At 70.8% G+C, this 22,098-nt stretch carries 18 protein-coding genes and 2 pseudogenes; 11 read left to right on the top strand and 9 right to left on the bottom strand.

Features of this window, described 5'->3' with window-relative positions:
• Nucleotides 1-3: 3 nt before the first annotated feature.
• From ACIBNA_RS17360 to ACIBNA_RS17340, 5 genes are all read right to left on the bottom strand, one after another.
• Nucleotides 4-888 (bottom strand): carbohydrate ABC transporter permease, encoded by an 885-nt coding sequence (locus ACIBNA_RS17360; protein ID WP_399166048.1) that lies wholly within the window; start codon nucleotides 886-888, stop codon nucleotides 4-6.
• Nucleotides 885-1,850 carry a carbohydrate ABC transporter permease gene (locus tag ACIBNA_RS17355; protein WP_399166047.1) on the bottom strand — a complete coding sequence of 322 codons (966 nt, stop codon included), beginning with the start codon at nucleotides 1,848-1,850 and terminating at the stop codon, nucleotides 885-887. Before ACIBNA_RS17355 ends, ACIBNA_RS17360 begins: the two co-directional genes overlap by 4 nt.
• A gap of 20 nt (nucleotides 1,851-1,870) precedes the next feature.
• A complete protein-coding gene (locus ACIBNA_RS17350; RefSeq protein WP_399166046.1) occupies nucleotides 1,871-3,136 on the bottom strand; it encodes an ABC transporter substrate-binding protein in 1,266 nt (421 codons plus the stop codon).
• A gap of 220 nt (nucleotides 3,137-3,356) precedes the next feature.
• Nucleotides 3,357-4,616 carry an ROK family transcriptional regulator gene (locus tag ACIBNA_RS17345; RefSeq protein WP_399166066.1) on the bottom strand — a complete coding sequence of 420 codons (1,260 nt, stop codon included), beginning with the start codon at nucleotides 4,614-4,616 and terminating at the stop codon, nucleotides 3,357-3,359.
• A 178-nt stretch (nucleotides 4,617-4,794) separates the two neighbouring features.
• The gene (locus ACIBNA_RS17340; RefSeq protein WP_399166045.1) at nucleotides 4,795-5,508 is read right to left on the bottom strand and encodes an ANTAR domain-containing protein; all 714 of its coding nucleotides are present in this window, start codon (nucleotides 5,506-5,508) and stop codon (nucleotides 4,795-4,797) included.
• A 135-nt stretch (nucleotides 5,509-5,643) separates the two neighbouring features.
• On the opposite strand from ACIBNA_RS17340, the gene ACIBNA_RS17335 reads away from it, so the two are divergent.
• The gene (locus ACIBNA_RS17335) at nucleotides 5,644-5,994 is read left to right on the top strand and encodes a helix-turn-helix transcriptional regulator (RefSeq protein WP_399166044.1); all 351 of its coding nucleotides are present in this window, start codon (nucleotides 5,644-5,646) and stop codon (nucleotides 5,992-5,994) included.
• A gap of 57 nt (nucleotides 5,995-6,051) precedes the next feature.
• On the opposite strand, the gene ACIBNA_RS17330 is transcribed toward ACIBNA_RS17335, so the two are convergent.
• Nucleotides 6,052-7,308: an FAD-binding protein gene (locus tag ACIBNA_RS17330; protein ID WP_399166043.1), complete on the bottom strand. Its 1,257-nt coding sequence runs from the start codon at nucleotides 7,306-7,308 to the stop codon at nucleotides 6,052-6,054.
• Between the two features lie 202 nt (nucleotides 7,309-7,510).
• Here ACIBNA_RS17330 and ACIBNA_RS17325 point away from each other — a divergent pair, with 202 nt between their 5' ends.
• From ACIBNA_RS17325 to ACIBNA_RS17295, 7 genes are all read left to right on the top strand, one after another.
• Nucleotides 7,511-8,518 (top strand): hydroxyacid dehydrogenase, encoded by a 1,008-nt coding sequence (locus ACIBNA_RS17325; RefSeq protein WP_399166042.1) that lies wholly within the window; start codon nucleotides 7,511-7,513, stop codon nucleotides 8,516-8,518.
• Between the two features lie 131 nt (nucleotides 8,519-8,649).
• Complete coding sequence (gene tnpB / locus ACIBNA_RS17320) at nucleotides 8,650-10,191, top strand: IS607 family element RNA-guided endonuclease TnpB (protein ID WP_399166041.1); 1,542 nt, start codon at nucleotides 8,650-8,652, stop codon at nucleotides 10,189-10,191.
• 34 nt (nucleotides 10,192-10,225) lie between these two features.
• On the top strand, nucleotides 10,226-11,551 hold the full coding sequence (locus tag ACIBNA_RS17315) for a radical SAM protein (protein ID WP_399166040.1): 1,326 nt from the start codon (nucleotides 10,226-10,228) through the stop codon (nucleotides 11,549-11,551).
• Between the two features lie 235 nt (nucleotides 11,552-11,786).
• Nucleotides 11,787-13,277 carry a cellulose binding domain-containing protein gene (locus ACIBNA_RS17310; protein WP_399166039.1) on the top strand — a complete coding sequence of 497 codons (1,491 nt, stop codon included), beginning with the start codon at nucleotides 11,787-11,789 and terminating at the stop codon, nucleotides 13,275-13,277.
• A gap of 208 nt (nucleotides 13,278-13,485) precedes the next feature.
• Nucleotides 13,486-14,592, top strand: a complete 1,107-nt coding sequence (gene rsgA, locus ACIBNA_RS17305; RefSeq protein ID WP_399166038.1) for a ribosome small subunit-dependent GTPase A — start codon at nucleotides 13,486-13,488, stop codon at nucleotides 14,590-14,592.
• A gap of 72 nt (nucleotides 14,593-14,664) precedes the next feature.
• Nucleotides 14,665-16,095, top strand: coding sequence for a DNA-3-methyladenine glycosylase 2 family protein (locus tag ACIBNA_RS17300; RefSeq protein WP_399166037.1), 1,431 nt, complete (start codon nucleotides 14,665-14,667; stop codon nucleotides 16,093-16,095).
• Entirely contained in the window at nucleotides 16,095-16,580 is a 486-nt protein-coding gene (locus tag ACIBNA_RS17295; protein WP_399166036.1) for a methylated-DNA--[protein]-cysteine S-methyltransferase, read from the top strand. The genes ACIBNA_RS17300 and ACIBNA_RS17295 overlap by 1 nt, the downstream gene beginning before the upstream one ends.
• Here the strand turns inward: ACIBNA_RS17295 and ACIBNA_RS17290 are convergent, their stop codons facing one another.
• Nucleotides 16,581-17,063 (bottom strand): DUF456 domain-containing protein, encoded by a 483-nt coding sequence (locus tag ACIBNA_RS17290; protein WP_399166035.1) that lies wholly within the window; start codon nucleotides 17,061-17,063, stop codon nucleotides 16,581-16,583.
• 210 nt (nucleotides 17,064-17,273) lie between these two features.
• Here ACIBNA_RS17290 and ACIBNA_RS17285 point away from each other — a divergent pair, with 210 nt between their 5' ends.
• Nucleotides 17,274-19,025: a protein phosphatase 2C domain-containing protein gene (locus tag ACIBNA_RS17285; RefSeq protein ID WP_399166034.1), complete on the top strand. Its 1,752-nt coding sequence runs from the start codon at nucleotides 17,274-17,276 to the stop codon at nucleotides 19,023-19,025.
• Nucleotides 19,026-19,084: 59 nt separating this feature from the next.
• Here the strand turns inward: ACIBNA_RS17285 and ACIBNA_RS17280 are convergent.
• A pseudogene (locus tag ACIBNA_RS17280) lies at nucleotides 19,085-19,359 on the bottom strand (transcriptional regulator); the annotation flags it as partial.
• Here ACIBNA_RS17280 and ACIBNA_RS17275 point away from each other — a divergent pair.
• A pseudogene (locus tag ACIBNA_RS17275) lies at nucleotides 19,356-19,849 on the top strand (hypothetical protein); the annotation flags it as partial. The pseudogenes ACIBNA_RS17280 and ACIBNA_RS17275 overlap by 4 nt on opposite strands.
• 432 nt (nucleotides 19,850-20,281) lie before the next feature.
• Nucleotides 20,282-20,764, top strand: a complete 483-nt coding sequence (locus ACIBNA_RS17270; RefSeq protein ID WP_399166033.1) for an ATP-binding protein — start codon at nucleotides 20,282-20,284, stop codon at nucleotides 20,762-20,764.
• A gap of 57 nt (nucleotides 20,765-20,821) precedes the next feature.
• On the opposite strand, the gene ACIBNA_RS17265 is transcribed toward ACIBNA_RS17270, so the two are convergent.
• Nucleotides 20,822-21,868: a DUF2637 domain-containing protein gene (locus ACIBNA_RS17265; RefSeq protein ID WP_399166032.1), complete on the bottom strand. Its 1,047-nt coding sequence runs from the start codon at nucleotides 21,866-21,868 to the stop codon at nucleotides 20,822-20,824.
• Nucleotides 21,869-22,098: the final 230 nt, after the last annotated feature.

The following is a 22,098-nucleotide window of genomic DNA, read 5'->3' as shown; positions in this document are numbered from 1 at the left end:
AGCTCAGCCCTTGATGCCGGTCTGGGCGATCCCTTGCACCAGCCAGCGCTGGAGGAAGAGGAAGACGAACACCAGGGGCAGGATGGAAATGGCCGTGGCCATGAAGATCAGGTGGTAGTTGACGGTCTGGTTGGTCATATACGACGACAGCGCCACCTGGACTGTCCAGGCACTCGGATCCTGTCCGATGACCAGGGGCCAGAGGAAGGCGTTCCAGCCGTTGATGAAGGTGATCGTGGCGATGGCCGCGAAGAAGTTCAGCGAGTTCGGCACGACGACACGCCAGTACGCGCCCCAGTAGCCGAGTCCGTCCACGCGCGCCGCCTCCTCGAGCTCCTTCGGGAACCCCAGGAAGTACTGCCGGAACAGGAAGCACGTGAAACCACTGAAGAGGCCCGGGATGATGAGACCCCGGTAACTGTCCACCCAGCCGAGGGACGAGACCAGCACGAAGCTCGGCACGAAGGTGACCGCCGTGGGGACCATCAGGGTGACCAGGACGGCGTAGAACACCTTGTTGGCGTGCTTGTACGGGATCCGGGCGAGGCCGTATCCGGCGAGCGAGCAGATCAGCAGGATGCCGACGGTGTGCAGGACGGCGACGACGACGGAGTTCCAAAGGGCACGCGCGAAGTCGACGGTGACGTCGTTGAACGGCTCGGTGATGTTGCCCCACTGGATGGTGGTGGGGAACCACTTCCACTCTTCGCCCGTGATCTCCGGGTCCGTCATCAGCGCGTTGCGGACGATCAGATAGAAGGGGATCAGGAAGAAGAGGGCCGCGATGCCGGTCGCGATGTACAGGCCGGTGTTGCCGATGACTCCGCCGCCACGCTTGGCCTTGACCGGCTTCGTGCCCTTGCTGATGTCGGGCGCTGTGGTGGTCACTTGGACTCCTCACCCCTTCCGAAGCCCATGATCTTGCCCTGGAACAGGGTCACGACGCAGATGAGCAGGGTCAGGACGACCGCGCCCGCGCTGCCCGCACCGTAGTTCTGGTTCTCGCCGAGGGCCATCTTGTACAGCTCGACCAGCGGGGGCTGGCCCCAGGTGGCCTTGGAGAGCAGGTTGAAGAACTCGTCGAAGGCCTGGTAGGCGGCGATCAGCAGGAGCAGAATCACCGCGGTGGACGTGGCCCGCAGCTGGGGCAGGGTGATGTGCCGGAAGGTCTGCCAGCCCGGCTTGGCGCCGTCGATGGCGGCGGCCTCGTACAGCTCCCGCGGGATGTTCTGCAGCGCCGCGAGGAAAAGGATCATGAAGAAGCCGGACTGGAGCCACAGCCGGACGGTCACGATGACCAGCCAGTACCAGGGCGGATCGGGGTTGGCCAGCCAGGCGATGTTCTCGACGCCGAACCAGCCGAGGAAGGTGTTGGCCATGCCGAAGCGGACGCCGTTGAAGATGGACATCTTCCAGATCAGCGAGGCCGCCACATAGCTGACCGCGGTCGGCAGGAAGAACACCGACCGGAAGAACGCCCGCATGAACCGCAGCCGGTTCACCAGCAGGGCGAGTCCCAGCGACATGGCCCAGGTGGCGGGCACGATGAACGCGGCGAACACGGTGAACGTGACGAGCGAGCCCCGGAAGTCCGCGTCCGTCAGGACCTGCTTGTAGTTGTCGAAGCCGACGAACTCGCTCGGCGTGACGGTGAAACGTGCTTCGAAGAAGCTGAGCCAGATGCTCCAGCCGATGGGCACGAAGACGAAGATCACCAGGCCGATGAGGAACGGGCCGGTGAAGAGCCAGAAGTTGAAGGTGCTGCTCGCCCGCAGGCCCCGCCGCGGCCGGGTCTTGGAGACCTTGGCCGGGGCGGGCTGGGCGACCCCGCGCGTGGTGGTGGTCGACATGTCGAGATCCGTCCGGTGGTCTATCCGAAGAGCTTCTTGAGCTCGGCGTTGACCTTCTTCTCGGCGGCCGCGAGCTGGGCCTTGGGGTCACCGTTCTTGCGGACGGAGTTGGCCATCACGTCCTCGAACGCCGCGATCATGGCCTGCGTCCAGCCGATGTTGTCGAAGTGGCCGAACTCGTTGAAGAGCTTCACGCCCTCGGCCGGCAGGCCGGACTTCAGCTTGTCCGCGGACTCGGCGAGCGAGGTGCGCGGCGGGATGTGGAAGCCGTAGGAGGTGGCGAAGTCCTCCTGGTACTGCTTCTGGTCGATCCACAGCCACTTCACGTATTCCTTGGCCGCCTCGACGTTCTTGCTCTTGGCGTTGACGAACATCGACCAGCCGCCGTTGTAGACCGACTGCTTGCCGGCCGAGCCGACCTTCGGGAAGGGGAAGATGCCGATGTCGTCGCCGAGCGCCTTCTGCATGGCCGGCATGGCCCACATGCCGCACCACTGCATCGCGGTGAGGCCCTGGATGAAGGCCGACGGGTCCCACGAGTCGGCGGGGGCGTCGAGGAGCAGGTTGCCGCTGGTGAACAGACCGCGCAGCTGCTTGAGGCCCTCGGCGACGGCGTCGGTGTTGAAGGCGGGCTTGTTGTCCGCGGTGAGGGTGTCGGCGCCGGCCGACCAGATCAGCGGGTTCTGCACCGAGGTCAGGTTGTTGCCGAGGAAGATGCCCTTGACCTTGCTGGTGGTCAGCTTGTCGGCGGCCTCGATCAGCTCCTCCAGCGTGGTCGGAACCTCGATCTTCGCCTTCTCGAACAACGAGGGCCGGTAGAAGAGGAACTGTGGGTCGTCGATCATCCGGACGCCGTATATCTTCCCGTCGACCGTGTGCGACTTGATGTCGGCCGGGTTGAAGTCGTTCTTGACCGGCTCGATGATGTCCGTCAGGTCGGCCACCTGGCCGCTCTTGACGAGCTGGATCTGCGGGTGGAACTCGAAGACGTCGGGCGCGTTCTTGGTGAGCAGCGCGGCGAAGAGCTTCTGCTCGTAGTTGTTGCCGGTGATCCACTGCGTGGTCACGTTGGCGTCCTTGTACGCCTTCGCGTACCGCTTGACGGCCTGCTCGACACCGGCCTCGCCGTACGCGTGGAAGTACTGGACCAGGTTCTTGCCCGACCCGGACCCGCCGCCCCGGCCGGTGTTGCCGCCGCACGCGGCAAGTCCGCCGGCGGCGGCCAGGCCCATCGCGGCCCGCAGTACGTTTCGGCGGTCCCAGTTCATGTTGCTCGATGCCGACATGCTGACGTCCTTGTCTCGAGTGCGGCTGCGGCTCTTCGGCCCACTGCCTGATGGCTCACGAGCTGGCGGCTGGCGCCAGACGGCTCAAAGAGAGGTGCGGTGCGGGACGCTAGAGCTTCGGCTAAGGCTTCGGCAAGGGGTTGGACGAAGTCTGTTCGAAGCGTTGTGTCCGGTTCGCGATTTCGAACACGCGGGGGTGGCGGAGGAGTTGCTTCCGCCGCTACGGGGGTGGAGCGGTGGTGCGGCTCCGCGCGAGGGCGGTGCGTTTGCCGTTCTTCTGCCCGACGGCCTGGAGCGCCCCTTCGAGCGCGAACGTCGCCGCGCCCAGGCACACCGGGTCGGTGGGGATCGGGGAGAGGACGATCTCGGTGGCGGCCAGCGGCCGCGGCAGCGCGTGCCGGGCGACGGCCTCGCGCACCTCGTGCAGCAGCGGTTCGCCCAGGGTGCGGGCGACCCAGCTGCTCAGCACGACGATCTCGGGGTTGAACAGGTTCACCAGGTCCGCGACGCCGGCGCCCAGGTAACGGGCCGTCTCCTGGACGACCTTGCGGGCCACCGGGTCGTCCGCCGCGACCCCGCGGGCCAGCGCGTCGATGGTCGCCGTCTGGTCGTCCGGGTGCAGCAGCGGGCTGTCGGGGCCGATCTCGCGCAGGTTCAGCATGATGCCGCGCGCGCCGACGTACGTCTCCACGCAGCCGTGGTTGCCGCAGCGGCACAGGCGTCCGTCCAGCACCATCGTGGTGTGGCCCCACTCCCCGGCGCTGTTGCTCACCCCGCGGTGCAGCCCGCCGCCCAGGACCAGCCCGGCGCCCACCCCGGTCCCGAGGTTGACCACCACGGCGTTCCCGCGCCCGCGCGCCGCCCCGAACCACAGCTCGGCCACCGCGCTGGCGCGCAGCGGGTTGTCCAGGTGCAGCGGATAGGCGATGTGCTCGGTGAGCAGGTCGAGCAGCGGTACGTCGTGCCAGTCCCAGTTGGGCGCGTACTCCGAGGTGCCGGTGGCGCGGTCCACCTGTCCCGGCACGCTCACCCCGACCCCGAGCACCCGGGCGCCCTCGATGCCGGCCTGGGTGACCACCGAGCCGACCGCGGTGGCCACATGGCCCACCACCTGCTCCGGCAGGCTCTCGCCGGCGCGCACGTCCTCCTCGGCGCGGGCCAGGACGTTCAGCCCCAGGTCGAACAGCTCGACATGGACGTACGTCTCGGCGATGTCGACGCCGATCAGCGCGCCTCCCGAGCTGTTGACCGCCACCAGGCCCCGGGGGCGGCCGCCGGCCGAGTCCTCGAAGCCGACCTCCGTGATCATGCGGAGGTCGAGCAGCTCGCCCACGAGGGTGGCGACCGTGGCGAGGCTGAGGCCGGTGGCGGCCGCCAGCTCCTGCCGGGAGGTCGGTGACTCGGCGATGATCTGGCGCAGCACCTCGTAGCGGTTCGCTGTGCGGATGTCACGTGATGTGCGCTTCACCAGGGTGCCCATCCCTTCCCAGACCGGCTCGGGCCGGGTCGACTTAGGCACCGGCGCGGCGCAAGGCTATGGGCTGCCGGGACTTTCGACAAGGGGTTAGGAAAGGGGCTTTATAAAGTGCGCTCCTGGTGAGAGCCGGTGGTGGCCGATCGCGGCCCGCTCGTGATGCCACCGGGCTCGTGGGGGTGCGTCAGTCCTCGACGGCTCCGCTCGCGGGGCACGCCGCCGCCTCGCCGTGGGGGCTCGTACTCGCGACGGCCGCCGCGAGTTGCTGCTGCACCGGCTCGGGCAGCGTGTTGCCGTGCACGGTGCCCACCAGGTCCCGGGCCAGGTGGTGCAGCTTGGTGTTGGTGTTCTGGGAGGTCCTGACCAGCACGCTCCAGGCCGCCTCGGGGCTCAGGCTGAAGGAGGCCATCAGGATCCCGCGGGCCAGGTCGATGGTCGGCCGGGTCTGCATGGCCCGTCGCAGCTGGGCGACTTCGGCGCGCAGGTCCTGGTCCTCGTCGGCCGTCCGCGGGCCGGGCTCCTCGCCGGCCGGACGTACGGCGTCCTGGCGCGGGCCCGAGACCGCGAACAGCTCGCGGGTGCCGGTCAGGTCGAGCAGGCGCTCGACCGCGAGGCCGCTGGAGCGGACGGCGACCGTCTTGCCCTGGTCGAGGGCGCGCAGGCGCAGGTCGAGCAGCATGTTGAGCCCGGAGCAGTCGCAGAAACCGACCGCGTCCAGACGCAGGTCGACGCCGCTGCCCGACAACGTCAGGATGTCGTGCAGATCCGGCAGCAGCCGCCGGCTGCCCAGGTCGAGTTCACCCCACACGGTGACGGTCATCCGGTCGCCGTCCGGTACGACGTCCATGGTCGCCGCGCATGGCGGGATCGCCGTCGCAGAGTGCGCAGGGTCCGGCATGGCCCCGTTCTCCCTTGTCTGTTCGCCCTGCCTCCGTTTTCCAGCGTTGCCTCTCTACCCCACACCCGTCAACCAATACATGAAACGCAGGACGTGTTTTTGAATACGTGTACGCCTGGTCGGTAGAGTTGAAGCATGGATGGAGTGCCCGAGCCACACACCGGATGGACGTTTCTCACCAACCATGCCCGGGTGCTGGCAGCCATCGCCGACAATCACAGCGCCCGTATCCGGGACATCGCGGCCCACTGCCGGCTCACCGAACGCGCCGTCCAGAAGATCATCTCCGATCTGGAGCAGGACGGTTATCTCTCCCACACCCGGGAGGGCCGCACCAACACGTACCGGATCCACCCCGGCAAGGTGCTGCGGCACCCCGCCGAGGCCGGTCTGACCGTGGCGTCGCTGCTCTCCCTGCTCGTCAAGGACGAGGCCGACCGCGCCACGGCCCCCAGCGAACCTGGCCGGCCGCACGCCACGACCTGACCCTTCGGCCGTCCGCCGCCGGACGACCGGGTCTGTCCTGTTACGCGTCCGTTCCTGCTACGCGTCTGTCAGCAGGTCCCGCACGAAGGCGTTGGCGAACGTCCCCTCCGGGTCCAGCTCCCGTGCCAGCGCCCGGAAATCGCCGAGCCGCCGATACAGCCCGCGCAGGACGGACGCCGGGACGGTGAACACCTTCCCCCAGTGCGGCCGCGCCCCGAAGGGCTCCAGCGCCTCCTCGACCCGCCGCACCACCGGCAGCACGGCCGCCGTGTCCTCGACCCAGGTGAAATGAGCCGCCACGGTGTCCCGGCCGTAGGAAGGGCTCAGCCACTGGTCGTCGCCGGCGACCGTGCGCACCTCGCAGGTCTGGAGGACGGGGGCGACGGTCTCCCGGATCGAGTCCAGCGCGTGCAGCATCTCGACGGCGTGTCCGCGCGGCAGCAGGTACTCCGACTGCAACTCCGCCCCGCTGCTCGGGACGAACTCCGCCCGGAAGTGCGGCAGCCGCTCGTGCCAAGGCCCCGGCACACCGAACTGCTCGGTGCAGTTGACCGCGGGCATACCCGGCACGGGGTGCAGCTTCTCGGTGGCGGGAGCGGCCCAGGGGAAGGCGGGCAGCGGCTGGTCGGAGCGCCGCTTGAGCCACACCTGCCTAAAGCCCGGCGCGCGCCAGTCGGTGAACAGGCTGACGCTGTACGCCGTCGCCATCACCGTCTCGAACGTCCCGGAGTCCAGCCCCTGGAAGGACAGTTCGGTGAACACGTGCTGCTCCACCTCGTACGCCGGCTCCAGGTCGAGGGTGAGCGCGGTGACGACCCCGAGCGCCCCGAGTGAGGTGACGGCTCCGCCGAACCGCTCCTCGTCCCGGCCTATGGTCACCATCGAGCCGTCCGCCGTGACCAGCTCCACCTCGCGCACGACCGCCGACAGCGGGCCGTTGAGCACCCCCGAGCCGTGGGTGCCGGTCGCGACCGACCCGGCCACCGAGATGTGCGGCAGCGACGCCATGTTGGGCAGCGCCAGGCCCTGGCCGTGCACCCGGCGGGCCAGCTCCGCGTAGCGCACGCCGCCGCCGACCCGGACCGTGCGGGCCGCCGTGTCGACGTCCACCTCCGGGGGCAGGTCGGCCAGCGACAGCAGGACGCCCTCGGCGCCCGGCTCGGCGATCTCGTTGAACGAGTGTCCGCTGCCCAGCACCCGCACCCGGTCGCTGTCCGCGACGAGCGCGCGCAGCGCGGTGAGCGAGCCCGGCCGGTGCAGCTCCTTGGCCGCGTAGGTGATGTTCCCCGCCCAGTTGGTCACGGTCCCGTTCATCGAGTCGTCCTTCCCCGAGACAGCGGGGACCGGGAAAGCCCCTGCCGGAACCTACCTCGCCCACCGTCCGTTGCTCCTGCCGCCCGGCTCGGCCTACCGTGGAGAAGTTGTAGAGAGCGGTTTCTGTCGTGGGCCGCCCATCCATGCGTGTGTCGCTGCTGTGTTGTTCCGCAGCGTGCCGCCGAGCCGGAAGGTCACCTCCTTGAGCCAGCGCCCCCAGGCACTGTTCGCCATGACCGCCCAGAACGTGCCGCAGGTCTTCCCGCCCGAGGTGCTGGCGCGGCTGCGGGAGTCCGTGGACATCGATCCGGCGCTCGTGGCGCAGGACTTCGCCGACCCGGGCGTGCGCGAGGTGCTGGCCCGGACCGAGATCCTGGTGACCGGCTGGGGCTGCCCCCGGCTCGACGCGGCGGTGCTCGACGCGGCATCCCGGCTGCGCGCCGTGCTGCACTCGGCCGGCTCGGTGAAGTCCTTCGCCACTCCCGAGGTCTGGCGGCGCGGCATCGCCGTCTCCTCGGCCGCCGCCGCCAACGCGCTGCCGGTCGCCGAGTACACCCTCGCCATGATCCTGCTGGCCGGGAAGGACGTCCTCGCCGCCCGCGACCGGATGCGCGCCACCCGCACCTCCTCCGGCTGGGGCGTCGTCCCCGGCATCGGCAACTACGGCCGCCGCGTCGGCGTCATCGGCGCCTCCCGCATCGGCCGCCGCGTCCTCGAACTGCTCCGCCCCTTCGATCTGCGGGCCGCCCTCACCGACCCGTACGTCGACGAGCAGGAGGCCGCCGCGCTCGGTGTCCCCCTGCTGCCGCTGGACGACCTGCTGCGCTCGTCCGACATCGTCACCGTCCACGCCCCCGAGACGCCCGAGACCCACCACATGATCGGCCGCCGCGAGCTGGCCCTGATGCCCGACGGGTCGGTGCTGATCAACACCGCGCGCGGCGCCCTGGTCGACCACGACGCCCTCGTGGCGGAGCTGCGCGCCGGGCGCCTGACCGCGATCCTCGACGTCACCGACCCCGAGCCGCTCCCCGCCGACTCCCCCCTCTACGACCTGCCCGGAGCCTTCGTCACCCCCCACCTCGCGGGCTCCCAGGGCAACGAGCTGGCCCGCCTCGGGCTGACGGTCTCGGAGGAGGCGCAACGGCTGCTGGCCGGGGGGGAACTCGCGTACGCGGTGGACCTGGCGGCACTGGAGCGCGAGGCCTGAGCCTCGGCAAGGAAGCCTTCTCGGTGCGGAACGGACTACGCCTGGATGGGAACGGGTGGTCGTACATCGAATGCGTGACCTTCATGTCGAGCGCTCGTTGTGGATGACGAGGGGATCTTCAAGGGGGCTAAGTGGGCGGGAAGTTCAGGCGGCGGTCCGGTTGCGTTGTACAGGCGTACGGGTTCGCCCTCGATCCGAACGTCGGACAGGAGCGGGCGCTGCGCTCGCACTGTGGTGCCGCCCGCGCCGCCTACAACTGGGCCGTGTCCTGGGTGACCGCTTCCTGGTGGCAGCGCAGAGCCGGAGCCACCTACGGCATCAGCGAGGAGGAGCTGACACCGTGGCGGTCCTGGTCGCTGCCGGCGTTGTCCAGGGAATTCAACCGGATCAAAACGACCGACCCGAAGTACGCCGACTGGTGGAAAGAGAATTCCAAGGAAGCCTACAAATCCGGACTGACCAACGCGGCCGCCGCATTCGACAACTACGTCAAATCGAAGCAGGGCAAGCGTAAAGGCCCCATGATGGGTGTCCCGCGCCTGAAGACGAAACGCAAGGCACGCCTGGCCTGCCGGTTCACCACTGGCGCGATCCGCGTCGAGCCGGACGGCCGGCATGTCACCTTGCCCCGGCTGGGGACGGTGCGCAGCCATGAACCCACTACCAAACTTCTGACGCGCATCCGGGCTGGGACTGCGCGCATCATTGCCGCGACCGTCCGGTACGAACACGGACGTTGGTTCGTCGCCTTCCAGGTCGAGATCATCCGGGAGATCGCCCGCGTAGCCCGGCCGGATGCGGTGGTAGGTGTCGATCTTGGGGTGAAGCACCTCGCGGTCCTTGCCGACAGCACCGGTATGGTCCGCTACGAACCCAACCCGAAACACCTGGACGGCGTGCTCAAGCTCCTGCGGTTCCACTCCCGTCGCGTCTCACGGCGACAGGGGCCCGACCGCAGGACCGGTCAGAGACCGTCGAAGCGATGGGAGAAGGCCAACCGCGAGCGCAACAAGATCCATCATCGGGTGGCGAACCAACGCACCGATGCACTGCACAAGCTCACCACCCGTATCAGGGACGAATACGGCACCGTGGTGATCGAGAACCTCAACGTCGCAGGAATGCTCCGCAACAAGCGCCTCGCCCGCCGGGTGGCCGATGCCGGATTCGGTGAGATCCGACGCCAACTCACTTACAAAGGCCAGTGGAACGGATGCCACACCGTGGTGGCGGACCGCTGGTACCCCTCCTCCAAGATCTGCTCGGCATGCGGCGCGGTGAAAGCCAAGCTGCCGTTGCACGTCCGAGTCTTCACCTGCGATGTCTGCGGCCTTGTCCTCGACCGGGATGAGAACGCGGCCCGCAACCTCGCCGCCCTCGCTGCGGCCTGCGCAACTGGTACCGGAGTGGCCGGAGACCAGGACACGCCCCGCGTGTCGAAGCCTCGTGGAGCCGACCGTAAGACCCGCCGTCAACGCCCCGACCGGGACATCGGCCGAGGCGGGCGGGCAGGTGGCGCAACCCTGCCGCACCAGCGACAGAAAGAAGCGAGAGATCGTCGTCAGGACACCGAAGCGCCCCGCTTTGGTGACACCGTCACGAACCTTTTCGGTAGAAATGCCGGGATTGATGAGGGGCGCTGTAAAACAGTTCCTCAGCAACGGATACCGTGAGGAGTCGTACATACGATCCAGAAGGAGAGTCGGGATGGGCAGCGGCAGCCGTACCGCACTGGTCGAGGATCTGATGGAGCGATTCCCGCATGTCCCGCGGGAGGCCGTCTTCAAGGAGGACCTGCTCCGCGGCGGCGTGGCCTTCGACCCCTCCGCGCTCAGCGACAACGAGGGCGGCGAGGTCAAGCCCAAGTCGTACTTCATCTTCTCCTTCGACCACGGCACCCTGCCCGAGCTGGGCGAGGCCGCGCTGCGCCGGCCGCCCGAGGAGATCATCCTCACCGGCGGCCCGTACGACCTGCGCCGGACCGTCGTCTCGGTGCGCGTGAACCCGGCCTCGCCGTACCGCGTCGCCGCGAACGAGGACGGCGTGCTCGGCCTCTACCTCGACGGCAAGCGGATCTCCGACGTCGGCGTGCCGCCGATGCCCGAGTACTACCGGCACACCCTCGCGAGCGGGAAGTCGGTCATGGAGGTGGCCCCGACCATCCAGTGGGGCTACCTGATCTACCTGACCGTCTTCCGGGTCTGCCAGTACTTCGGCGCCAAGGAGGAGTGCCAGTACTGCGACATCAACCACAACTGGCGCCAGCACAAGGCCGCCGGGCGGCCGTACACCGGGGTGAAGGACGTCGAGGAGGTCCTGGAGGCCCTGGAGATCATCGACCGTTACGACACGGCGAAGGCCTCCACCGCCTACACCCTCACCGGCGGCGCCATCACCAAGACGGTCGCGGGCCGCGACGAGGCCGACTTCTACGGCCACTACGCCAAGGCCATCGAGGAGCGCTTCCCCGGCCGCTGGATCGGCAAGGTGGTGGCCCAGGCGCTGCCGCGCGACGACGTCCAGCGCTTCAAGGACTACGGCGTGCAGATCTACCACCCCAACTACGAGGTGTGGGACGAGTACCTGTTCAAGATGTACTGCCCCGGCAAGGAGCGCTACGTCGGCCGCGACGAGTGGCACAAGCGCATCCTCGACTCGGCGGAGATCTTCGGCGCGCGCAACGTCATCCCCAACTTCGTGGCGGGCGTGGAGATGGCCGAGCCGTTCGGCTTCACCACGGTCGACGAGGCCATCGCCTCCACCACCGAGGGCCTGCGCTTCTTCATGTCGCACGGCATCACGCCCCGCTTCACCACCTGGTGCCCGGAGCCCACGACGCCGCTGGGCAAGGCCAACCCCCAGGGCGCGCCCCTGGAGTACCACATCCGCCTGCTCCAGGCGTACCGGCAGACCATGGAGGACTTCGGCCTCTCCTCGCCCCCCGGCTACGGTCTCCCCGGCGCCGGCCGCGCGGTCTTCTCGGTCAGCTCCTTCATGGACAGCCTGCCGGCGGACGAACCCACCGCTGTTTGATAACGCTTCGATGACATCCTTCATCATTGCGGTACGGCGTTGAGTCGCAGGGCGGTCGCACCCGTACGGCATGAAGACGCCGGAGTCGTGGGGGTGCGCCGCCCAGTACTGATATCTGAACAGGGCGCTTGTCAGTTGTGTGGGTGGCGTGAAAAGCTCTTGCCCTGCCTCGAGGTTCCCCCCAACTCCACTGCCAATACGGTGAGTTGACCTCGCTTGTGGATGCAGGAGACCCATGCCCGACCTGCCGACCCCTCAGGACGCCGCCGAGGCCGCGCTGTTCTCCGAGTGCTGGGACGCGGTCCTCGCTTACGCCGATCTGTGCACGTCCGGCTCGACCGCCGCCGCACAGCTGGGCCGCGAGGCGTTCGCACACGGCACGCGTGAGGCCCGCGCGGCCGAAACCGGCCCGGTGCGAAGCGCCGGCCGCCGCGCCGCCCGGCTGCCCCGGATACCCCTGCTGCTGACCGCCGTACGCACCACGGCCGCGGCGTGGGAAGAAGAGGGGCAGGGCCACAAACTCGACCCCGACCTGCGCCTGTGGCTCAACTCGGACAAGGCCGCCCGCTACACCGGCCCGCCCCTGACGCGCCCGCTCGCGCTGCGCGGCCTGCGTGACCTCCAGCAGGCCGACGCGGAACTGCTGTGGCTGGCCGAGGTGGAGGCGCTGCCGCTGCCCGTGGTCGCCCGCCGCCTGGGCCTCGACCCGGCCACCGCCGCCGACGAACTCCAGCAGGTGCGCACCCTGTTCCGGGACCGCTGCCACCGCAACCACCTCGACACCCCGATGGACGCCCAGTGCCGCAGCTACGCCCGGCTGCTGGACGCCGTCACCCGCTCCTCGGCCGCCGACACCCCGGGCGACCTCTCCCGGCACCTCGCCACCTGCGTCCAGTGCGCCGAGGCCGCCGCCTGTCTGCGGCTGCACGGCGGTGGACTGCCCGGGGCACTGGCCGGCGGGGTGATCGGCTGGGGAGGCCTCGCCTACCTGGAGCGCCGCCGCCGCGCCGCCGAGGTGCGGCTCGGCGCCGGCCGCCCCGACCGGGCGGACCAGGCGACCGGAGAACCGGAGGACGGGGAGCAGAAGGCGCGCGTCGCCCGCAACGGCCTCTTCGTGGCGGCCGTCCTGGTCTCCGTCCTCGCGCTCGGCGTCTCGCTGATGCCCTTCGGCGGCTCCGACGACGACTTCGGGGCACGTGACGACGCCGGCCGTCAGCCGGTGGCCGACCCCAACCCCGACCCACCCCTGCCGTCCGCCCCCACTCTGCCTCCCGCGACCTCGAAGCCGGCCGACGACGCCACCGAGGACACGAGCAAGTCGGAGAAGCCCGGCAAACCGGAAGACAGGAACCGTCACACCGAACCGCAGGGCACCTCCTCTCCCACGGAGGGCGGCGAGAGTGAGGACCCCGCCTGCCGGGTCGAGTACGACCTGGTCAACCAGTGGCCCGACGGCTTCCAGGCCACCGTCACCGTCACCAGCAGCAAGTCCCTCGACTCCTGGCGCGTGTCCTGGTCCTTCCGCGACGGCCAGCAGGTCGGCCAGATGTGGGACGCCTCCGTCTCCCAGGACGGCTCCCGCGTCAGCGCCACCGCAGCCGACTACAACAAGTCGGTCCCCGCGGGCGGCGACCTGGCCTTCGGCTTCCTCGCCTCCTGGCGCGGCAAGAACTCGCCGCCGTACGACTTCACGCTGAACGGCCAGGACTGCGTGAAAAGCAGTTGACGCGACTTGGCCGCGACGGGATACCGTGACGGCGGTTCCACGAAGAGTCGGGGGATCACGAAGAACCGAGGATCGAGGAGGTGTTGACCGATGGCTGTCATTGCGATGGGCGCTGCCCGCATCCAGGAATCCATCAAGTCCACCTCCGTGGCCGCCGGCTGATCCGACCGACTCTCGGGCCGGGGGCCGACCTTGGGAAGGGTCACCCTTGACTTCCAGCTCTGCCTCATCCATTTTCTCCGCGCTCGCCCCCTACGGCTGGGACGACGCGTGGGCGGACGAGTTCGCCCCCTACGCCACCGAAGGACTGCTGCCCGGACGCGTGATCCGGGTCGACCGCGGGCAGTGCGACGTCGCCACCGCCGACGGCGTGCTGCGCGCCGACACCGCCTTCGTCACCCCGCATGACCCCCTGCGGGTCGTCTGCACCGGCGACTGGGTCGCCGTCGAACCCGGCGGGAACCCGCGTTACGTCCGCGCGTACCTGCCGCGCCGGACCGCGTTCGTCCGCTCCACCTCCTCCCAGCGGTCCGAGGGGCAGATCCTCGCGGCCAACGTCGACCACGCCATCGTCGCCGTGCCCCTCTCCGTCGAGCTCGACCTCGGGCGTATCGAACGGTTCCTCGCGCTCGCCTGGGAGTCCGGGGCGCAGCCCGTCGTCGTCCTCACCAAGGCCGACCTCGTGCCGGACGCCGAAACCGTCGCCCACCTCGTCCAGGACGTGGAGACCAGCGCGCCCGGCGTGCCGGTGGTGCCCGTCAGCTCTCTGGGCGGGGACGGTCTCGACGTGGTCGCGGCGATCGTCGGCGGTGGTACGTCCGTGCTGCTCGGGCAGTCCGGCGCGGGCAAGTCGACCCTCGCCAACGCGCTGCTCGGCGAGGACGTCATGGTCGTCCAGGCCGCCCGGGACGTCGACGGCAAGGGCCGCCACACCACGACCACCCGCAACCTGCTCGCCCTGCCCGGCGGGGGTGTCCTGATCGACACACCCGGACTGCGGGGCGTCGGGCTGTGGGACGCCGAGAGCGGCGTCGGGCAGGTGTTCTCCGAGATCGAGGAACTGGCCGAGCGGTGCCGTTTCCACGACTGCGCCCACGAGGCCGAGCCCGGGTGCGCCGTGCTCGCCGCCATCGAGTCCGGTGAAGTGCCGGAGCGGCGACTGCAGAGCTACCGCAAGCTCCTGCGGGAGAACCAGCGCATCGTCGCCAAGACGGACGCCCGGCTCCGGGCGGAGATCCGCAAGGACTTCAAGCGCAAGGGCGCGATCGGAAGGGCCGCGATGGAGGCCAAGCGCGGACCGCACTGGCGTTCGTAGCCGCCCGGTGTCCGAAGCGCCGTGTCCGATTTCCGCCAGCGGCAGCCCCGCCGACGGCGGAGACTGGACCCCGTGAGCGACGAGGACACAAGGGACGAAGACACGGGGGAAGACCCCCGGTACGAAGCCGTACGCAGTCGTGACGGGCGTTTCGACGGCGCCTTCTTCTTCGCCGTCGAGACGACCGGCATCTACTGCCGGCCGAGCTGCCCCGCCCTCACCCCGAAGCGGGCCAACGTACGGTTCTTCGCCACGGCCGCCGCCGCGCAGGGCTCGGGCTTCCGGGCCTGCCGGCGGTGCCGGCCGGACGCCGTGCCCGGCTCCGCCGAGTGGAACGTCCGCGCGGACGTGGTGGGCCGGGCCATGCGGCTGATCGCCGACGGCGTGGTCGACCGGGAGGGCGTCGCCGGGCTGGCCGGACGGCTCGGCTACAGCGCACGGCAGGTGCAGCGGCAGCTCACCGCGGAGCTCGGCGCCGGGCCGGTCGCCCTCGCCCGCGCCCAGCGGGCCCACACCGCGCGCGTCCTGGTGCAGACCACCGACCTGCCGATCACCGAGATCGCGTTCGCGTCGGGCTTCGCCAGCGTGCGGCAGTTCAACGACACCATCCGGGCCGTGTACGCGTCGACCCCGAGCGGGCTGCGCGCCGCCGCCGCACCGAAGAGCAGCCGGGCCCGGCGTACGGCCACCCCGAACGCGGGGATCCCGCTACGGCTCGCCCACCGCGGCCCCTACCAGGCGGGCCCCGTCTTCGACCTGCTGGAACGCGAAGCCGTGCCCGGCATCGAAGAGGTCGGCGGCCCGCCCGGCGCGCGCACCTACCGGCGCACGCTCCGCCTCCCGTACGGCACCGGCATCGTCGCCGTCGACGAACGCCCCGGCACCGCCAGGACCGGGTCCGGCGCCCACCCGGGCGGCTGGCTCGACGCCCGGCTGCACCTCACCGACCCCCGTGACCTCACCACCGCCGTACAGCGGCTGCGGCGGCAGCTCGACCTCGACGCCGACCCCTACGCCGTCGACGAGCGCCTCGGCGCCGACCCGGTGCTCGCCCCCCTGGTCGCCGCCCGGCCCGGCCTGCGCTCGCCGGGCACCGCCGACCCGGAGGAACTCGCGGTACGCGCACTGGTCGGCCGGGCGGAGGCGGAACGGCTCGTACGGCGCTACGGCAAGGCCCTCGACGCCCCCTGCGGCGGCCTCACCCACCTCTTCCCCGAGCCGGCCGTCCTCGCCGGCGCCGAACCCGGTGGCACCCTCGGCGCGCTCACCGCCGCCCTGGCCGACCACGCCGTACGCCTGGACCCCGGCGCCGACCGGGACGACGCGCAGGACGCCCTGCGTGCCGTGGCCGGCCTGGACGCCCGCACGATCGCCGAGATCCGCACCCGCGCCCTCGGCGACCCGGACGTGGCCCCACCCGGTGCCGACGTCCCCGACAGCTGGCGCCCCTGGCGCTCGTACGCCCTGAACCACCTGCGCGCAGCAGGGAAGTGGGAGTTGTGATGACCTCGACGTACTGGACGAACGTGGCCTCCCCGCTCGGGCCGCTGCTCCTCACCGCCGCCCCGGACGGCGCGCTGACCTCGCTGTCCGTGCCCGGGCAGAAGGGCGGACGCGTGGTGCGGGACGACTGGCGGCAGGACCGGGGGCCCTTCCGCGAGGCCGAGGAGCAGCTCGCCGCCTACTTCGCCGGGGAACTGAAGGAGTTCCGGCTGACGTGGCGCACCGACGGCTCGGTCTTCCGGGAGAAGGTCTGGGCCGCGCTGGACGACATCCCCTACGGCTCGACCGTGACCTACGGCGAGATCGCCGCGCGCATCGGAGCGTCCAGGGCGGCCGTACGGGCCGTGGGCGGGGCGATCGGCGCCAATCCGCTGCTGGTGGTCCGCCCGTGTCACCGGGTGATCGGGGCCGACGGGACACTGACCGGCTACGCGGGCGGCCTGGAGCGCAAGGTACGGCTGCTCACGCACGAGGGTGTCCTCTAGCTAGGAGCCGAAAACGACCCCCACCCATGCCGCCGCGATCACCTGGCAGGTGAACAGTTCCACCAGCACGCTGGAGCCGCCCGAGCGCATCGCCGTGCGCAGGGCCGCGACGGCTTCGGCGTGCCGTCCGAGGCGGAGGCGTTCGGCGAGGTAGATGCCGGCCAGGAAGCCGGGGATCGCGCCGATGACCGGGAGCAGGACGAAGCCGAGGGTGGATCCCGCTCCGGCGTAGCCCAGCATGCGGTGGGTGGCGCCGCTCGCCCGAAGCCGCCGGGGTGGCAGGGCCCAGCGCACGCCCTGGGAGACGAACATCAGGGCCGTGGCTCCCACCAGGACCCACCATGCCACCGGCCGCGGATCCTTCAGCGCCCACCACATGACCGCGGCCCACACCAGCAACGACCCGGGCACCGCGGGCAGCAGCACTCCGTACAGACCGAGCAGGATGACCAGCCCGACCAGCAGGAGGTCCCACACTCCCATCTCACCAGCCTGCCGGAATACGGGAGAAGGCGCAGGTCAGAAGCGTGTTCGTGGTCCAGACCCGCAGGTCAGCCGGTCGCGGCCGCCGATACGCCCCATATCGCATGGCCGTTCTACGGCTCACTCGACGCGCCGTTCGCGGTGCCGTGGAAGGCCGGTTTTTCCACAAGCCCCGTTTTCATCCGGCCCGTGCGGTGGACAATTAGGGGCATGAGCCAGCAGGGGGGAAGGCCCACCGGTCCCGAGGACGACTGGTGGGGGCAGTTGTACGACGACTCCACCGGCGACACGGGTCCCGCACCCGCACCCGATTCCCTCGACGACCGCTTCGCCTCGGCGGCGGGGGCGGTGGGCGACCGGGGCGTTTCCGTCTCCGGACCGGTGGTTCCGGCGCCTCGGGCAGGGGCAGACGACACCATGGACACCCCACGTGCCCCCGGCCCGCCACCGCAGCGCGCCCCCTGGGAACCACCGCCCGCGCGGCCCACGGGCCCGGTGACCTTCCCGACCGCGGCGAAACGGCAGGGACGGGAGCGGGAACCCGGGGACGCTGAGCGGACACGGACGGGCGGGCGAACGCCCACGGGCGGTGCGGCCGGGTCGTCCAGGCCCCACAGCCAGTCGGACAGTCCGGGGCAGCCCCCCGCGGCGACGATCCCCACCGCGCGGACGCCCCCCGCCCCACCGACCGTCCCCCCGCCACCCCCGGCCCCTCCCTTCTGGCCGAGCCCCGAGGCCCGTTCCACCACGGCGGGCGCCCCGCCCAGGGGTCCCACAGCGCCGACAGCCGAGCCGGGCCCCCGCGAGGCTGCGGCAGGTGCCCCCGATCCGGGCGGCGCCGAGGCCGAGCCCGACGAGGCCGCGCCCCGCGTCCCCCGGCCCGGCGGTACCGCATCCCGCGCCGAGGCCGATCCGCCGCCCTCACCACCAGGCCCCGCCGATCCGCCACCGCCCGACCAACCCGAACCCGCCTTCGAGCGCCCCGCGTACGTCCCCCGGCCCCGTGGCTACGTGGGCTCGCGGCCGCCCACCTACGACGCCGAACCCACTGCCCTCCCGCTCGCCGATCCCGATGATCTGGACGACCTGGTCGCGGACACCGTGCTCGACGGGGCCCGGTACGGGACCTGCACGTTGCGGGCCGTGTCCGTGCGGGGGGACTCCGCGCGGTATCGGGGGGAGCCGCGGCGGGACTCCTTGCTGACCGCGCGGTTCGGCACCGGCGAGCAGGCGTTGCTGCTGGTGGCGATGGCGACCGGGGCCCGGGCCACACCGGGGGCGCACCGGGCCGCCGCCGAGGCCTGTCACTGGATCGGGCGGGCCGTCGGACGCAGTCACACGCGGCTCGTGGAGGACATAAGGGCGGGGCGGCGCGGCGACCTCAAGTCCGGACTGCACCGCCTCACCGACCGCAGCCTCGGCAAGCTCCGCGCCAGCGCCGCCGAACAGGGCGTCGACCCGGAGGAGTACGCGGCCGGCCTGCGCTGTCTGCTGCTGCCCGCCGACCCCGAGTGCCGTACGCGCGTCTTCTTCGGCGTCGGGCCCGGCGGGCTGTTCCGGCTGCGGGACGGCGAGTGGCAGGACATCGAACCGCAGGTCGCCGAGACCAGGGGCGAACCCGTCGTGGGATTCGGATCGCCGCCCTCAGAGACGCCCGAGGGCGACCGGCTCACCATGGACCTCGGCATCCCGACCCCGCCCAGCCCCTACGAACCGGCCCCGGAACCACCCCGCGAACCCTTCCGCTTCCGTACCTCCGTCGCCCGCCCGGGTGACACGCTCCTCGTGTGCAGCGGCGGCCTCGCCGACCCGCTGCGCGGCGAACCCGAACTGGGCGACCACCTCGCCGAGCGGTGGTCCCGCCCCCAGCCGCCCGGCCTCGCAGCGTTCCTCGCGGACACCCAAGTACGGATCAAGGGTTACGCGGACGACCGTACGGCCGCGGCCGTTTGGGAGGCGTGACGGCGTCCTGCGTGACCTGATCGCCCTGTTACGTGCCCCGGCTCCAGGACTTTGGAGATCTAGCGGTAGGGCGTCCACTGGCGTGTCAGGTGTCGTACGTGTGCCGGGGCAGTTGCTTGATGCCGCTGGTGCGGAACGGGCGGCCGTCGTCGTCGATGCGGACGGTTCCCTTGCGGCCCTGGGAGGACCACTCCAGCTCCAGGAACCAGCGGCAGTCGCACGTCCCCGTCCGGGCGGTCACCAGCAGCACCTCGGGGTCCTGCGCGGAGACGCGGTACGGCATGCGCACCGCCGGGTTCGGCGTGCCGGCGTCGCTCCCGGCGACCGCGTGGGCTGCCGCCGCACCCGACCTCGGCCTGGACCGCCGGACCGGTCACCGACGGGTTCCCGGAGGAGCTCGTCGGCTCCTGCCTGGGGGAGGGGCTGCCCGGCTACGACTACCGGCACCGGGCGTTGCGCACCGACCCGGAGGCCAGCGCCGTACAGGTCACCGTCGTGACCGGCTCCGCCGCCAAGGCCAAGGCTCTCGCCAAGCGTCTCGACGAGGAGATCCGCACCTGCGCCGACCGTGTCGAGGAGTCCTCCCCGGACGTCCGGGCCGAGGGCCGGGACCACGGCTCGCTGCCCGTAGAGGAGGGCGCCCGCGTCCGCGGACTGCACACCGAGACCTCCTGGGGGGGGCCACGGACATCACGCTGCTGTCCGTCGGGCGGGACGGCAGGACCGTCACCGTCGTGGAGTGGGGACAGATGGGCGACTTCGGCGACGCGCCCGTGCCCGCCTTCAGGACGTCCACGACCACCGCCGTCAACAAGCTGTACTGACCGGGCGGCCACCGGGAAAGGACCGGGGCCGTCCTCCCGCCACGGGGGTCGGGAGGACGGCCCCGTACCGGCCGGGAACCGGCGGGCAAGACCGTCGTACTTCGGCCAACTTCACCGGACCGCCGCGCAGGGATACCGGCTGCCCCAGCCCTTCGCCGTGTACGGAAGGATCGGCAGCCGGCCATCGGCAGTTCGTCCGATCTCCGGCGGTCAGGATCCACAGCGGGACGCCCACCGGCTACCCTCTTGTCCCCCATCTCCCCGCCGCCGTACCGCTCAGGAGCCCTCCGCCCGGCCCGCCGGTCCCGGCCACGTGGCCGAACACCCGGGTGTTGACGATTCGACATGACTGCCGCGTGCCCGACGGGGCATGGATCCCCGTGAACGTGTTCGAGCTGGAGGGGAACCGACATCGGCGCGCAGGCGGGGGTCATGGAGAGGCAGGCACGAGGGGGCGGTCCCATAACGATCGGGACCTTCTCGGCGAAAACGGCGGAGGACAAGGCCGAAGACGTCACGGAGCAGGTGCCGGCGCCTCAGTTGAGGCGCAGACTCGGGCGGGCGGACCTACGGGCCGTGCCGGAGGCCCGAAGGGCCCTGCGGGAGTTGCTCGGGCAGTGGGGGAGGACCGCACGATCGGACGTGGCGGAACTGCTCACCAGCGAGCTCGTCACCAACGCGATCGTCCACACCGACCACGACGCGGTCCTGACGGCCACCGTCGGACCGCGTGGACTACGGGTGGAGGTACGGGACTTCGTGGCCCGCCGACCCCGGCTGCGCGTACCGGTCGCCGACGACGGTACGAACGGCAGGGGCCTGTTCCTGGTGCAGTCCCTCGCGGACGCCTGGGGGGTCAGGGCGCACGGAGTGGGCAAGGCCGTCTGGTTCGAGCTGGAGGCCGAGGCGGCGTGAACGGGGAAGGGGCGCGGCCCGCAGGCCACGCCCCCTTCCCGGCTCTGTGCGGCTCGGTCAGCCGAACTGCTGCTCCAGGTCCTTGAGCTTGCGCTCCAGGGAATCGAGGCGCGGCAGCGCCATGGTGTCGTCCTCAGCGGTGAGGTCGACGGTCACCGGGTCAGCTCCGCGGCGAACGGGCTGAAGGGAGGGACGCGAAGGGACGGGCAGTTGCTCCGGCCCGGATATGGCAGGCTCCGCGGAGACCTGCGAGGAGCCGCGCTCCACCTGCACCTCCAGCTGCCGGCCGCCACCGCCACCGCGGCCGAGGTAGCCGCGGTGACCGCGGCTGATCGCCTTCAACTGGGCCCGCTCCACGCGCTGCTGGTCGCGGCGCCGCTGCCGGTCGGCGTCCTTCTTGCGCTTGTCCTCGCGCACCTCGTCGACGGCCTCGTCCAGGCTGCGCACACCCTCCAGGAGCATCAGCGACCAGGCCTTGTACGTCTCCCGGGGGGCCCGCAGCCAGCGCACGATACGGATCTGCGGCAGCGGGCGCGGCACCAGGCCCTGCTCCCGCAGGGCGGCCCGGCGGGTCTGCTTCAGCGCGCGGTCGAAGAGCACCGCCGCCGACAGCGACATGCCCGCGAAGAAGTGAGGGGCACCCGCGTGGCCGACGCCCCTGGGCGCGTGCACCCAGTTGAACCAGGCCGCGGCGAACGCGAACGTCCAGACCAGTATCCGGGAGCCGAGCGCGGCGTCACCGTGGCTGGCCTCGCGCACCGCGAGCACGGAGCAGAACATCGCCGCGCCGTCCAGGCCGAACGGGACGAGGTACTGCCAGCCGTCGGAGAGCCCGAGGTTCTGCTCGCCGAAGCCGACCAGGCCGTGGAAGGAAAGCGCGGCGGCGACGGCCGCGCAGCAGAAAAGAAGGACGTAGGAGACGGTGCCGTAGAGGGCCTCCTTGCGTCTGCGGCGTTCCTCGCTGCGCTCCCAGGAATCGTCCGCGCTCGTGTCTTTGACCGAGGAGCGCTTGCCGCGCGCGAGCACCGCCACCGCCGCCAGCATGCCCAGGAGAAGCACGGCGCCCGGAAGCAGCCAGTTCAGCGATATGTCGGTCAGTCTCATCTGGGTGGTCCTTGCATTGGGATAGGGCGTAACGCCCGCCATAGTGGCCCAATCCCACCGGCCCTCAGGGGGTTTCGGGGCAAGAGGCCGCCAAGGAAGTGCAAGGGATTGCCCAGGGCGGCATTCTGCTCGAACTGCCGCGTGAGGGGCGAGAGTTGAGTTCGAAGAAGACTACCCGCACGGGTGGTTCCACGGAAAGCTACCGTGACACGTGAGGAAGTTGTGAATCG

The sequence above is a fragment of the Streptomyces sp. NPDC050164 genome (assembly GCF_044459945.1).
Taxonomy (GTDB): Bacteria; Actinomycetota; Actinomycetes; order Streptomycetales; family Streptomycetaceae; genus Streptomyces; species Streptomyces coeruleorubidus_A.
This window is presented reverse-complemented; position numbering and strand designations above follow the sequence as displayed.

Excerpts from the sequence above, each read along its gene's own strand:
- ACIBNA_RS17295 (WP_399166036.1), top strand. The coding sequence starts at position 16,095 with ATGACCTCGACGTACTGGACGAACGTGGCCTCCCCGCTCGGGCCGCTG.
- ACIBNA_RS17265 (WP_399166032.1), bottom strand. The coding sequence starts at position 21,868 with ATGAGACTGACCGACATATCGCTGAACTGGCTGCTTCCGGGCGCCGTG.
- ACIBNA_RS17345 (WP_399166066.1), bottom strand. The coding sequence starts at position 4,616 with ATGGGCACCCTGGTGAAGCGCACATCACGTGACATCCGCACAGCGAAC.
- ACIBNA_RS17350 (WP_399166046.1), bottom strand. The coding sequence starts at position 3,136 with ATGTCGGCATCGAGCAACATGAACTGGGACCGCCGAAACGTACTGCGG.
- ACIBNA_RS17315 (WP_399166040.1), top strand. The coding sequence starts at position 10,226 with ATGGGCAGCGGCAGCCGTACCGCACTGGTCGAGGATCTGATGGAGCGA.
- ACIBNA_RS17330 (WP_399166043.1), bottom strand. The coding sequence starts at position 7,308 with ATGAACGGGACCGTGACCAACTGGGCGGGGAACATCACCTACGCGGCC.
- ACIBNA_RS17335 (WP_399166044.1), top strand. The coding sequence starts at position 5,644 with ATGGATGGAGTGCCCGAGCCACACACCGGATGGACGTTTCTCACCAAC.
- ACIBNA_RS17355 (WP_399166047.1), bottom strand. The coding sequence starts at position 1,850 with ATGTCGACCACCACCACGCGCGGGGTCGCCCAGCCCGCCCCGGCCAAG.
- ACIBNA_RS17290 (WP_399166035.1), bottom strand. The coding sequence starts at position 17,063 with ATGGGAGTGTGGGACCTCCTGCTGGTCGGGCTGGTCATCCTGCTCGGT.
- ACIBNA_RS17310 (WP_399166039.1), top strand. The coding sequence starts at position 11,787 with ATGCCCGACCTGCCGACCCCTCAGGACGCCGCCGAGGCCGCGCTGTTC.
- ACIBNA_RS17340 (WP_399166045.1), bottom strand. The coding sequence starts at position 5,508 with ATGCCGGACCCTGCGCACTCTGCGACGGCGATCCCGCCATGCGCGGCG.
- ACIBNA_RS17270 (WP_399166033.1), top strand. The coding sequence starts at position 20,282 with ATGGAGAGGCAGGCACGAGGGGGCGGTCCCATAACGATCGGGACCTTC.
- ACIBNA_RS17285 (WP_399166034.1), top strand. The coding sequence starts at position 17,274 with ATGAGCCAGCAGGGGGGAAGGCCCACCGGTCCCGAGGACGACTGGTGG.